The sequence below is a fragment of the Acidaminococcus hominis genome (assembly GCF_022484025.1).
Lineage (GTDB): Bacteria > Bacillota > Negativicutes > Acidaminococcales > Acidaminococcaceae > Acidaminococcus > Acidaminococcus hominis.
On record NZ_JAKVMG010000001.1, the window covers coordinates 2,389,682 to 2,403,438 of the forward strand.

Genomic DNA, 13,757 nt, shown 5'->3' on the forward strand with positions numbered 1-13,757 from the left:
ACAAACGAAAGGACGGCATTGCTGCCAGGAAATGCGAGGAGGAATCATTATGTTTATTCTAGAAGGTATGCAGGCTTTTGCAAATTGGCTCTGGGGCATCCCCATGCTGCTGTGGGTGGTAGGCGGCGGTTTCATCATGTCCATCCGGCTGGGCTTTCCCCAATTTACCCGGTTGGGCTTTATCCTGAAAAACACCATTGGGAAATCCTTTGGGGAAAAGGGTGAAGACGGCAAGTTCTCCGGCTGGCAGGCAGTTACCGGGGCCCTGGCTTCTACCTTGGGGGCCGGCAACATCATCGGTACGGCCATGGCGGTAGCCTTTGGCGGCCCTGGGGGCGTGTTCTGGCTGTGGCTGTCCGGGTTCTTCTGCTGCGTCATCAAATTCTGTGAAACCACCATGGCCATGAAGTATCGCCGGATGGGGGACAACGGGGTATGGGAAGGCGGTCCCCAGATCTACTTGACCAAGGGTACCGGCTGGAAGTGGATCAGCCCGGTGTATGCCGTACTCTGCATCTTCTGCCTGTTTTTGGCCGCTTCGGCCCAGATCGGTTCTGGGGTGGATAACCTGGTGGGGATTGGTACGCCCCGGCTGGCTACCACGGTGGTGCTGACCCTGTTGGTGGGCCTGGTAGTTATCGGCGGCATGAAGAGCCTGCTGTCCGTAACGGAAAAACTGGTTCCTTTTATGAGTGTGATGTACATGGCAGGCTGCCTGGTGGTGATTGCCATGAACGTGGGCAATCTGCCCGGTGCTTTGGCAGCTGTTTTTGCGGATGCCTTTACCGGTCATGCTGCCGTTGGCGGGTTCGTGGGTGCTACGGTAACCCAAAGCATCCGGTGGGGGATTGCCCGGGGCTGCTACTCCAATGACGCCGGTACCGGCGTAACCACCATTGTTCATGCGGTAGCCGATGTGAATCACCCCATTCAGCAAAGCATGTGGGCCGTATTTGAAGTATTTTTTGATACCATTATCGTATGTTCCATGACCTGCCTGGTGGTGCTCACCAGCGGCGTTTGGACCCTGAAACTGGATCCGGCCATTATGACGGCTACGGCCTTTGAGCAAAGCCTGGGCAGCTTTGGCGGCCTTTTGGTTACGATAGCAGTAGTGCTGTTTACCTTTACCACCGCCTGCGCCCAGATTGAATTTACCGAAGCCCAGTTCATTGCCTTGGTGGGTGAAAAGGCCCGGGGCGTAGCCCGCTGGATTATGCTGGTATTGATCCTGGGCGGCGGCATGGTTGGGATTTCCAAACTGATTACCTATGTAGACTTCTTTGCTGGCGTGTATGTGCTGGTCAATATGCTGGGGGTATACTGGTGCAACGGCCAGATTGTGGAGCTGTTCAAGGAATATTTCTCCAATCCCCAAAGATGGGAAACGGAAAAATGGGCTCCCTGGGTCAAAATGGAAAAAGAATATGCTGCCCGTAAAGGCTTGAACAAATAATTTGGGCTCATCACGGAAAATTGGGGGATACGAAATCTAAGACAGAATTTAAAAACTGAAAAAAGGTATTGAAAAAGAGCACGGGATGCTCCATTCTAAGTAATAGCGACAAAACTACGAAAGGAATGATCCACGTGCTCTCAACCTCAAGTATAGCAAATTTATGCAAAAACATACAGGACAATTTTAATATTCCTACGAGTATTGCTTCTCTTTTTGAAGAGATCATAGATGTAAATAGTACCCGGCCTACAGCCGACGTTGTATGCCCTTGCTGCGGCGGTAAGGTCCATGTCCATGACAACCCTGTAACTACACTTAAAGACATGCCCTGGATACCCGGAAAGCCACGGATTCTTCGTGTGAGATTCCACCGCTACCGGTGCCAAAAATGCGGGCATACCTTCAATGAAAACATAACCTTTAAGTATCCTGGAACCAGAGTCACTTCTCGTGCCGCTTTATGGATCAAGATTTTGCTTATGCATCAAATGACGATTAAAGCAGTCAGCGATTTGACCGGTATCCATTGGGGAACAGTTTCTAAAATCCATAAGGAAATTATGGACGAGGCTCTCAAAACGCGAAGCGAGGAACTTCGCAAAAGTGGCTACCGTCCTAAGCATCTTGCCGTTGATGAGTTTGCAATGCACAAAGGCCATACTTACGCAACCTGTGTTATGGACCTTGATATGGGAGACATCCTCTGGGTTGGTGCGGGACGCTCTATAGCTGCCTTTACAAAGTTTTTTGAAGAGACAGACCTGGAGTATTTGTCTGAAGTAGAAGCTGTCGCAATGGACATGAACGCATCGTTCAACACCCTGGTAGAAAAGTATCTGCCTCATGCGGCAATAGTATACGACCGCTACCATATGCAAGCCCAGTATGGACGAGATGTGCTGGGAGCCGTAAGGCTGGAGGAAGCAAGACAGCACAAAGAGAAAGCCGATAACCTAAAGCTTGGGATTACAGAGAATATTGCTGAAGAGCAGGCAACAAAAGCAGAGGATTCAATTAAAGAGGAGAATCGGCTTTACAAGGAAGTAAAACAAGCTCGCTGGACGCTGCTTTGCAAGGAAGAAACACTAAGCGATAAAAAGGCAGAAAATCTCAAGGAAATCCTTAAAAAACATGAAAATTTGACAGTTTGCCATACAATGAAAGAGGAACTAAGTGATCTATTCGAGCTTAGAAACCCCGATTTAGCTGCCGTAGAATGGGAAAAATGGTTTAAAGGAGCCGAGGAGAGCAACATACCGCAGCTGCAAAAGTTTGCCCGCTTAAAGCGAAAACGCAAAGAGGGTTTGATTGCTCACTCAGCCCATCCGATTACCACAGGAAAGCTTGAAGGCTTCAATAACAAGATTAAGGTTGCAAAACGAATAGGGTATGGATACAAAAATGATGAATATTTTTTCACTCTGATTCGATATTCAGCATTACCATCTATACGAAACGGCACTGTCTAGAGATTGCGACAGTGGGATGTTGCTAGACATAAAAGAAGGATGGCAGAAATCTGCCATCCCACAATAAAACGTGAAGAGCCATAATTTGTATGGCAGAAAGGATGACTACGATGACAACTTTGAAACCAGTAATCGGTGTAACGTGCAACTATGATCCCCAGGATGGCCTGGGCCTGCAATCCGGCGTAGGTATTGCCGGCCAGGATTGGCTGTATCTGGCAGGGGACTACGTCTATGCGGTAGAAAAGGCTGGGGGCATCCCCGTGCTGCTGCCTCGGCTGAAAGCTATGCAGGAGTTGGATCCTTTGCTGGCCAAATTAGACGGGGTTTTGGTCACCGGCGGCCATGATGTGGATCCCAAAAATTACGGAACCCGGATGATTGGCCAATGCGGCCGGATTATTCCGGAGCGGGATAAAATGGATTTATACATTACCCGCTATGCCTTAGCCAATAAAAAACCGTTTTTAGGAATTTGCCGGGGAATCCAAATCCTGACCACCGCTTTGGGCGGAACCCTGTACCAGGATCTGGAAAGCGAAGGCGGTTACCTGAAGCATTTTATGGGGAATAGTCCCAGAGAATATTCTGTGCATAAAAATCTTGTAGAAAAAGACAGCCTGCTCTATACTATCCTCTGTAACGACTCTGTGGAGGTAAACAGTTACCATCACCAAGCGGTAAAAAATCCTGGAACCAAGCTGAAGGTAACGGCTCGTTCCGAGGACGGGGTCATTGAGGCGGTGGAGCTGAAGGATGCTGAGGTATTTACCCTGGGCGTACAATGGCATCCAGAGATGATGTTTACTACACAAGAGCAGCAGAACATTTTTAAGGCATTTGTAACTGCTGCAGCAAATCAGTAAGGCTTCCCAGGGGCAGCAAATTTAGCGGGAAACTGGGTGAATTTGATGGGGTTGGACAAGCTTTTATTCATGATTATCGGCATTGGTATTGTGCTGGGCGGAATTGACCATCTGCGCGGCAACAAATTGGGGCTGGGGCAGAAGTTTGTAGATGGGCTCAATGCCATGGGCCCTCTGGCTCTGGGGATGGCAGGGATGATTTGTTTGGCCCCTGTGATTTCCAGCAATATTAAGCCTTTGGCCGCGCTGGTGTATAATTCCACAGGGGTGGACCCGGCACTGTTTGGAGGCTTGCTTTCCAGTGATATGGGCGGTTATCCTTTGGCTATGGAACTGGCCAAGGATCCCTCTATGGCTCTGTATGCCGGCCTGAATATCGGTACTACCCTGGGCTGTACCCTGGTATTTCTGATTCCTTTGGGCCTGAGCATTATCAGTGACAACGACTTGGATTCTTTTGCCAAAGGAATTATGCTGGGCATTATTCCCATGCCCATTGGGGCTGTGGCAGGAGGTCTGGCTGCAGGGTTTCCCCTGGGCAGCATCTTGTACAATACGGTGCCGGTGCTGCTGCTGTCCCTACTGCTGGCAGTGGGTCTGCTGCTGAGACCTCGGTTGATTATTGCCGGCTGCTTGGCGCTGGGCAAACTGGTTTCCCTGCTGGGAACGCTGGGGCTTGTGGCAGCTGGCTTTACCCAGGTAACGGGCATTACCATTATCGCCGGTATGGAGAAAGTGGACGTGGCTATGAAAATCGTAGACGTCATTGCCGTGTTCCTTATGGGTGCTCTGCCCATTATGTCCCTGGTAACCAAAGCAGTGGAAAAACGCATGGACAAGAAGGGCGGCAAGGCCGTAAACAAGGACGATGTATTTGGCTTTGGGGTAACGCTGGTAAATCCGCTGCCTACCTTCATGATGCTGCCCAAAATGACGGAAGCCGGGAAAGTCAAAAATATTGCCTTCATGGTATCAGCATCCTGCACCTTTGGGGACTATCTGGGCTTTACCGCTGGGGTGGAGCCGGGTATGACCATTCCCGTTATTGCCGGTAAACTGGTGGGTGCGCTGTTGGCGCTATGGGTGGCCAACAGGTATACGGCCAAAGAAAATAAAAAAAGCTAAAAGCTGTAATAGTTGTTACATATGCAACTGATACAAGTAAAAGCTCGTTGAATTGTTCGATTTAGTACGAACGATTCAACGAGCTTTTGTAATTCTTACGTAAAGTAACGTAAAGTTTAAGAAAGTAATGAAAAGAGAACTGCGAGAATGTAAAAAACGCGTAAAAACCAAATTTAAACTGTTATTAACCGTAATTTTCCATTTTGCCATTCTGCCAGGGGTATGGTATTATAACTAAGCTTCCTCTTGAGAAGCAAGCAACACTTGGAAATATCAAAACGCTGTTTTTCAAAAGAAAAACAAAAAAGTTGTTGACAAAAACTTCTAAGTTTGCTAGAATAAACAAGCTGTCGCTGAGACAGCAAGACGAACTTTGAAAACTGAATATTGATTGACAGATGTGCGGGTCAAGTCACCTTTACGGTGATGAGATCGAGTCACTTCGAGACAACGAAGTAAAAAAATCAAAGCTAGTATTTTCAAGAGCCAAGCGGCTTTTCAAAATAATTCTATTTTGGAGAGTTTGATCCTGGCTCAGGACGAACGCTGGCGGCGTGCTTAACACATGCAAGTCGAACGGAGAATTTATTTCGGTAAATTCTTAGTGGCGAACGGGTGAGTAACGCGTAGGCAACCTGCCCTCCAGTTGGGGACAACATTCCGAAAGGAATGCTAATACCGAATGTGATCCCTTTTCCGCATGGAGAAGGGATGAAAGATGGCCTCTATTTATAAGCTATCGCTGGAAGATGGGCCTGCGTCTGATTAGCTAGTTGGTGGGGTAACGGCTCACCAAGGCGATGATCAGTAGCCGGTCTGAGAGGATGAACGGCCACATTGGGACTGAGACACGGCCCAAACTCCTACGGGAGGCAGCAGTGGGGAATCTTCCGCAATGGACGAAAGTCTGACGGAGCAACGCCGCGTGAGTGATGAAGGTCTTCGGATTGTAAAACTCTGTTGTCAGGGACGAATGTGCGAACGTTGAATAAGCGTTTGTATTGACGGTACCTGACGAGGAAGCCACGGCTAACTACGTGCCAGCAGCCGCGGTAATACGTAGGTGGCAAGCGTTGTCCGGAATTATTGGGCGTAAAGAGCATGTAGGCGGGCTTTTAAGTCCGACGTGAAAATGCGGGGCTTAACCCCGTATGGCGTTGGATACTGGAAGTCTTGAGTGCAGGAGAGGAAAGGGGAATTCCCAGTGTAGCGGTGAAATGCGCAGATATTGGGAGGAACACCAGTGGCGAAGGCGCCTTTCTGGACTGTGTCTGACGCTGAGATGCGAAAGCCAGGGTAGCAAACGGGATTAGATACCCCGGTAGTCCTGGCTGTAAACGATGGGTACTAGGTGTAGGAGGTATCGACCCCTTCTGTGCCGGAGTTAACGCAATAAGTACCCCGCCTGGGGACTACGATCGCAAGATTGAAACTCAAAGGAATTGACGGGGGCCCGCACAAGCGGTGGAGTATGTGGTTTAATTCGACGCAACGCGAAGAACCTTACCAAGGCTTGACATTGAGTGAAAGACCTAGAGATAGGTCCCCCTCTTCGGAGGCACGAAAACAGGTGGTGCATGGCTGTCGTCAGCTCGTGTCGTGAGATGTTGGGTTAAGTCCCGCAACGAGCGCAACCCTTATCCTATGTTACCAGCACGTAATGGTGGGGACTCATAGGAGACTGCCAGGGATAACCTGGAGGAAGGCGGGGATGACGTCAAGTCATCATGCCCCTTATGTCTTGGGCTACACACGTACTACAATGGTCGGCAACAAAGGGCAGCAAAGCCGCGAGGCAGAGCAAATCCCATAAACCCGACCCCAGTTCGGATCGCAGGCTGCAACCCGCCTGCGTGAAGTTGGAATCGCTAGTAATCGCAGGTCAGCATACTGCGGTGAATACGTTCCCGGGCCTTGTACACACCGCCCGTCACACCACGAAAGTTGGTAACACCCGAAGCCGGTGAGATAACCGCAAGGAGTCAGCTGTCTAAGGTGGGGCCGATGATTGGGGTGAAGTCGTAACAAGGTAGCCGTTCGAGAACGAGCGGCTGGATCACCTCCTTTCTATGGAGAACCGATAAATGCCAAGGCATCTTATCTATTCTCGTCGACGCACATCTGTCATAATCAATATTTGGTTTTCAGGGCTCGTCCCTGAACCATGAACCTTGAAAACTTCATAGAAGAGACAAATTAAGTCTTGTATGTTGTGATGAACATGCAAGCACCTCTAATCTAAATGCGAATTTAGAGACGAGTAACGAGAACAACTAGGAACACGTAAGTGTGACTTAGTTAGACTTGAAGTTTTGCAGTGATGCAAAACAAAAGAGCTCCAACAAGAATCGGAATGATTCGAGGCGCGACGAAGTAATTTTCCGCAGATAATACTAAGGTATATCGAGGAAAAATTACGAGGAGCAACAAAGAAGCAGCCGATTATTGTTAGGAGATAAGTCAAGCTACTAAGGGCATACGGCGGATGCCTAGGCACTAAGAGCCGATGAAGGACGCGGTAAGCTGCGAAAAGCTACGGGGAACCGCAAGCAGGTTTTGATCCGTAGATATCCGAATGGGGAAACCCACCAGCCGTAATGGGCTGGTATCCTTAGGGAAGGGAACCCGGTGAACTGAAACATCTAAGTAGCCGGAGGAAGAGAAATCAAACGAGATGCCCACAGTAGCGGCGAGCGAAGAGGGCAGAGCCTAAACCGGGAAGCTTCGGCTTTCCGGGGTTACGGACTCACATAATTCAAGTTCATCCTAGCCGAATTACCTGGAAAGGTAAGCCACAGAGCATAAAAGCTGCGTAGGTTAAAGGACGAGCGAGAAGGTGAGTATCCAGAGTACCACGAAGCACGAGGAATTTTGTGGGAAGTCGGGGGGACCACCCTCCAAGGCTAAACACTACTTAGTGACCGATAGCGCATAGTACCGTGAGGGAAAGGTGAAAAGAACCGCGGGAGCGGAGTGAAAGAGAACCTGAAACCGTATGTCTACAAGCAGTCGGAGCGCAAGCGACGGCGTGCCTATTGAAGAATGAGCCAACGAGTTGCGGGCACTAGCGAGGTTAAGCAGGAAATGCGGAGCCGTAGGGAAACCGAGTCTGAAAAGGGCGATGAGTTAGTGTTCGCAGACCCGAAACTGTAGTGATCTACCCATGATCAGGTTGAAGCACAGGTAAAATTGTGTGGAGGACCGAACCGGTGAGTGTTGAAAAACTTTCGGATGAATCGTGGGTAGCGGTGAAATTCCAATCGAACGCAGAGATAGCTGGTTCTCCTCGAAATAGCTTTAGGGCTAGCCTCAAGCAGTAAGCATAGGCGGTAGAGCACTGATCGGGATAGGGACTGTAATGGTTACCGAACCCTGTCAAACTACGAATGGTTATGCTGCAAAGCTTGGGAGTCAGACTACGAGAGATAAGTCCCGTTGTCAAAAGGGAAACAGCCCAGACCATCAGCTAAGGTCCCCAATGCCATACTAAGTGGAAAAGGATGTGGGGTCTCATAAACAACCAGGATGTTGGCTCAGAAGCAGCCACCATTTAAAGAGTGCGTAATAGCTCACTGGTCGAGAGGCCCTGCGCCGAAGATTCCCGGGGCTAAAGTATGGAACCGAAGCTATGGATGCAAGCTTAGGCTTGCGTGGTAGAGGAGCGTTCCCATCGGGTTGAAGTCGTACTGTAAGGTACGGTGGACTGGTGGGAAGTGAGAATGTTGGCATGAGTAGCGAAAAGAAAGGTGAGAATCCTTTCCACCGAAAGCATAAGGATTCCTGAGCAACGATCGTCGTCTCAGGGTAAGTCGGGACCTAATCCGAGGCAAAGAGCGTAGGAGATGGACAACTGGTTGATATTCCAGTACCGGCAGCAATCGTTTGAACAATGGAGTGACGCAGGAAGGCAGGTCCGCACGAGATTGGTAGTTCGTGTGCAAGCATGCAGGCTGGTGTACAGGCAAATCCGTACACTGAGGCTGAGGTGTGACGCGGAGGGAACTTGTTCCCGAAGGGATTGAGCCTACGCTGCCGAGAAAAGCTTCTAGTGAGAAAGCTGCCGCCCGTACCGTAAACCGACACAGGTATGCGGGGAGAGAATCCTAAGGTGCGCGGGAGAACCCTCGTTAAGGAACTCGGCAAAATGTACCCGTAACTTCGGGATAAGGGTAGCCATCGTGGTGAAGGGACTTGCTCCTGGAGCCTAGGATGGTCGCAGAGAAGAGGCCCAAGCGACTGTTAACCAGAAACACAGGTGCCTGCGAAAGAGAAATCTGATGTATAGGTGCTGACACCTGCCCAGTGCTGGAAGGTTAAAGAAGGATGTCCGGGTTCGACCCAAAGCATTCGACTGAAGCCCCAGTGAACGGCGGCCGTAACTATAACGGTCCTAAGGTAGCGAAATTCCTTGTCGGGTAAGTTCCGACCCGCACGAAAGGTGTAACGATTTGGGCACTGTCTCAACGAGGGACCCGGTGAAATTGAAATACCTGTGAAGATGCAGGTTACCCGCGACTGGACAGAAAGACCCCATGGAGCTTTACTGTAACCTAATATTGGGTTCTGATATTTGATGCACAGGATAGGTGGGAGGCAGAGATGGTAGTCCTTTGGGATTACCGGAGCCGCCGTTGGGATACCACCCTTCAACTATCGGGATTCTAACCGAGCGAGTAACGATCGCCGGGACATTGTTAGGCGGGCAGTTTGACTGGGGCGGTCGCCTCCTAAAGAGTAACGGAGGCGCCCAAAGGTTCCCTCAGCGCGGACGGAAACCGCGCGCGGAGTGTAAAGGCAGAAGGGAGCTTGACTGCGAGCCAAACACGGCGAGCAGGTACGAAAGTAGGGCTTAGTGATCCGGTGGCATCCAAGTGGAAGGGCCATCGCTCAACGGATAAAAGCTACCCTGGGGATAACAGGCTAATCTCTCCCAAGAGTCCATATCGACGGGGAGGTTTGGCACCTCGATGTCGGCTCATCACATCCTGGGGCTGAAGTCGGTCCCAAGGGCTGGGCTGTTCGCCCATTAAAGTGGTACGTGAGCTGGGTTCAGAACGTCGTGAGACAGTTCGGTCCCTATCCATCGCGGGCGTAAGAGATTTGAAGGGGGCTGCTCCTAGTACGAGAGGACCGGAGTGGACAGACCGCTGGTGTACCAATTATCCTGCCAAGGGTATAGTTGGGTAGCTACGTCTGGAACGGATAAACGCTGAAAGCATCTAAGCGTGAAGCCATCCTTAAGATGAGATCTCTCACGGAGTAATCCGGTAAGACACCTTGAAGAACACAAGGTTGATAGGCAGGATGTGTAAGCACAGCAATGTGTTCAGCTGACCTGTACTAATATGTCGAGGGCTTGACTTAAACCGCAAGTCCAAGAAGTAAAAAACGTCTCTTCATGAAGTTTTGAAGGCTCATGCCTTCAATTGAAAATCCGGTGGTTATGGCTGAAGGGATCCACCTGTTCCTATGCCGAACACAGTAGTTAAGCCTTCATACGCCGAAAGTACTCGACTGGAAACGGTCCGGGAGGATAGGAAGCTGCCGGTTAAGGTAAGGACCCCTGAGTGAGAAATCACTCAGGGGTTTTTCTTTTGTCTTTTGCAAAAATCCCCCATTTTCGTTATCTTACAAATAACGAAAATGGGGGATTTTTTGTTATAATACAATTACCATCAAACAAGAGAAAGGGGAAGTGAAAAATGGGGTATAAGTTTATGACCATTCTTCTCTTTTGTTTTTCCCTTTTGCCGTCGGCCTATTTGCGGTACTATCCTTTTCGGATTCTGGCCTCCAGGTCTGTGCGCCGATTTTTGCTCTGCGGCCATTTGATTATTTTCTTGTTGGAATTTGTACTGATTTCCGTTCTCTATAGTCAGGGGGTCCTGGTTTCCCGGACTCATACCTATCAGCAGTTGTATTTTATCAGCTACCTGCCCCATGTGCTGCTGCTGGTTTTCACCATCCGACCTTACTGGTTTCGGCATATCTTTGTTTTGGGGCTTCAGTCCATTTATATGCTGTTCATCCATACAGTGTCCATGGAGATCTATAAGTTGGGCTGGCCTGCCAAATGGGAAGCCCATGAGATGCTGGAATATTTTGGCCTCTATCTGTTTCTGTTCCTTTTGGGAATGCCCTTGATGCAGCGGCTGCTGGGACGGCTTTTCACCCGGAAACAGCTGCGGGTGCGGCCGGCCTATTGGTACTATTTGGGACCGGTGCCGCTGCTGCTGTGCTATTACCTGACCAATATGGATTACTACGATCTGCCCACAGAGGCTGTCACGCCTGTTTCCATCTATGTGTATACGCTTCTGAGCCGGGGCATTCTTCTTTTGGTGGCGGTGTGCCTGGTGGCGGCTGTCCGGAGTGGTATCCGGCACGCAGATCAGCTGCGGAGGCAGAAGGAAAAGAATGTGGTTCTCCAGGATCAGCTGGAGCAGCTCAATCTTTATGCGGCACTGCTCCAGAAGGAACAGCAAAAAATGGCTATTTTGCGCCATGATAGCCGGCACCAGCTGCGGCTTCTGGCCCAGCTGACAGAACAGGGCTATTTCGCGGAAGCAGAAAAACAACTGAAACAGCTGCAGAAAGAGGTAGAAGAACCATGAGCTCTTTTTTCGCTACCCTGGGTATTACTACATTCTTCCTTATACTGGTTCAGCCTTTTGCTTTACTCCATTTTTTGCCCTTCCGGCAATTTCTGCCCGCTCAGCAGCAAAAGCTGCTTTGGCGGGGTTGGTGGGGGCTGGTGCTCTTGGAAGCGGCAGGCTTTACCCTGCTGCAGCAGCAGGGTATTTTTGAAGATTCCCAGACCAGTTATTGGGTCCTCCGGGACTGCTCCTGGCTTCCTCAGGTTTTGCTGTGTCTGGGGTTTACCAGCCGCTTTTGGATTGGCCAGCTGTATGTGTTTGCCTTCCGGATCCTGTTTTCCGGTATTCTGTTTACCCTAAGCCAGGGACTTAGCCAGGAATTTTTTCCCCTTTTGGCAACTTCCCAGCGAGCAGGGCAGCAGACCCTCTTGTACGGTTTTCTGTCCCTATTGGCCTTTCCCTTTTTGCTGCGGTTCTTTACCCAGGTGTTCAGCCATTTTTCCCAGGCTGCTACCCGGCGGTACTGGCGGTATATTACCCTGATTCCGGTGCTGCTGGCCGTGGAAAGCCTGTACGTGAGTCTGTACGACTTTGTGCTGCCGGGGGTCTTTGATTTGCTGCTGCCCCGGTTCTTCCTGCTGGTGATTGCGGTGCTTCTCCTGGCGTCCATCCGCACTAGCCAGGAGGAGGTCTATCAGGGCATCCAAATCTTTGAAAAGAATCACCAGCTGCAGCAGCAGTTTACTTCCACGGAAAATTACATTCGGTTGGCCCAGGAATCCCGGCAGCGCATGGAGGCTCTCTACCAGGAAAAACGGGAGCTTTTGGCCTATTTGCTGGAGCGGGTCCAGCAAAAGGACCGGGATGGGGTTCTGCACTGCATCGATAAACTGGGAGAACGCTTCAATACCACCAAACTGCCCCAGTATTGCCAGAATCCCGTAATCAATGCAGCGCTGACGGTATATTTTGCCAAAGCCCGGGAATGGGGAATCCCGGTAACCATTGCAGCGGACCTGCCTCCAGGACTGGAATGCAGTGTGGATCTGTCCATTGTCCTGTCCAACCTGGTAGAGAATGCCCTTTTGGCCAGCCAGAAGCAGCCAAGGGAAAAGCGGAACATTACGGTACTGGCCCTGCACCAGGCTGGGGTGCTGAACATTTTGGTGAAGAATCTGTTCGATGCACCTGTGGAATTGGACGAAAACGGTCTGCCGGTGACCCATGTGAAGGGCCATGGGATTGGCATGAAATCCTTGGTTCGGTTCCGGGACAAGTACGGGGCCAGCATCCTGTGCCAACAGAAAGATGGCTGGTTTCAGACCTACCTGCAAGTAGCTGCCCAAACCCAAACAGGGGGTGAAGACGGTTAAAGGTCAAACATAAACTGGAAATACTGTTCCTGAAAATCCCGATATTTGCGTTTCCCCAGGGGAATCTGGTGGCCCTGGATTTCCACATATTCAGCCTTGATCAAGTGGATGGCGGCCAGGTTTACCAGGTAACCCTTGGTGGGGGAAAGAAACTGTCCCGGGGCGATTTTATCCAGGTCGGCCTTCATTTCCTGGCCGGACTTCCGGGTTTCCAGGGTACTGCCGTCGGCCAGATAGACTTCCATAACGTGGCCATGGCTTTCCAGAAAAAGAATTTGGGCGATTTCTTCTACCCGGATTCCTCCGCCTACCAGCCGAAAGATGATTTTGGCGCTGCTGCGCTGCCGGATATAGCTTACGGCCCGGTCCAGGGCTTTGTTGAATTGGGCCTGGGTAAAGGGTTTCAGCAGATAATCCGTGGCCTTTACGGCAAAAGCGTCTACGGCAAATTCGTCGCTGGTGGTCAGGAAGATGATTTCCGCCTGGCTGTGTTTTTCCCGGAGGGCACGGGCCACCTCGGTGCCCAGAATGCCCGGCATGCACACATCCAGCAGGACGATATCGAACGGGCACCCCTGGCTGATGGCATCGGTAAAGGCGAAGCCATCGGTATAGGTCCGGTATTCCACGGTTTCTTTTTTGTTTTGGAAGTAGATTTCCGCAGCGGCCTGAATCATTTGTACTTGATCCGGCAAATCGTCGCAGATAGCAATGTGCAGCATCCTGCACCTCTCCTTTCCGTAACCTGTTAGCTTGTTAATTCTATTATACACAAATACAAACGCTTTCTGAGAAAACCGTCCTAAACAGGCGGTTTTTTTTCACGAAATGCACCTGGGAAATAGGCAAGCGCAAATTTTTGCTGGTCA

General features: G+C 50.3%; 7 protein-coding genes and 3 rRNA genes. 9 read left to right on the forward strand and 1 reads right to left on the reverse strand.

The features are described from left to right. Positions 1–49: 49 nt before the first annotated feature. From LKE88_RS10805 to LKE88_RS10845, 9 genes are all read left to right on the forward strand, one after another. On the forward strand, positions 50–1,456 hold the full coding sequence (locus LKE88_RS10805; RefSeq protein WP_231086339.1) for an alanine/glycine:cation symporter family protein: 1,407 nt from the start codon (positions 50–52) through the stop codon (positions 1,454–1,456). Between the two features lie 125 nt (positions 1,457–1,581). Further along, on the forward strand, positions 1,582–2,928 hold the full coding sequence (locus LKE88_RS10810; RefSeq protein WP_146109029.1) for an ISL3 family transposase: 1,347 nt from the start codon (positions 1,582–1,584) through the stop codon (positions 2,926–2,928). A gap of 110 nt (positions 2,929–3,038) precedes the next feature. After that, positions 3,039–3,794 (forward strand): gamma-glutamyl-gamma-aminobutyrate hydrolase family protein, encoded by a 756-nt coding sequence (locus tag LKE88_RS10815; protein ID WP_105326889.1) that lies wholly within the window; start codon positions 3,039–3,041, stop codon positions 3,792–3,794. 45 nt (positions 3,795–3,839) lie between these two features. Then, positions 3,840–4,919: an ethanolamine utilization protein EutH gene (gene eutH, locus LKE88_RS10820; protein ID WP_105326890.1), complete on the forward strand. Its 1,080-nt coding sequence runs from the start codon at positions 3,840–3,842 to the stop codon at positions 4,917–4,919. Positions 4,920–5,430: 511 nt separating this feature from the next. Continuing rightward, a 16S ribosomal RNA gene (locus LKE88_RS10825) occupies positions 5,431–6,986 on the forward strand. Positions 6,987–7,377: 391 nt separating this feature from the next. Further along, a 23S ribosomal RNA gene (locus tag LKE88_RS10830) occupies positions 7,378–10,283 on the forward strand. 69 nt (positions 10,284–10,352) lie between these two features. Further along, positions 10,353–10,469: ribosomal RNA gene (gene rrf, locus LKE88_RS10835) — 5S ribosomal RNA — on the forward strand. The 16S, 23S and 5S rRNA genes sit together here, the layout of an rRNA operon. A gap of 152 nt (positions 10,470–10,621) precedes the next feature. After that, a complete protein-coding gene (locus LKE88_RS10840) occupies positions 10,622–11,533 on the forward strand; it encodes a hypothetical protein (protein WP_118287197.1) in 912 nt (303 codons plus the stop codon). Further along, complete coding sequence (locus LKE88_RS10845; protein ID WP_105326892.1) at positions 11,530–12,888, forward strand: GHKL domain-containing protein; 1,359 nt, start codon at positions 11,530–11,532, stop codon at positions 12,886–12,888. The genes LKE88_RS10840 and LKE88_RS10845 overlap by 4 nt, the downstream gene beginning before the upstream one ends. On the opposite strand, the gene LKE88_RS10850 is transcribed toward LKE88_RS10845, so the two are convergent. Then, positions 12,885–13,610 carry a LytR/AlgR family response regulator transcription factor gene (locus LKE88_RS10850; protein ID WP_270441602.1) on the reverse strand — a complete coding sequence of 242 codons (726 nt, stop codon included), beginning with the start codon at positions 13,608–13,610 and terminating at the stop codon, positions 12,885–12,887. The two genes, LKE88_RS10845 and LKE88_RS10850, sit on opposite strands and share 4 nt — an antisense overlap. Between the last annotated feature and the right edge of the window lie 147 nt (positions 13,611–13,757).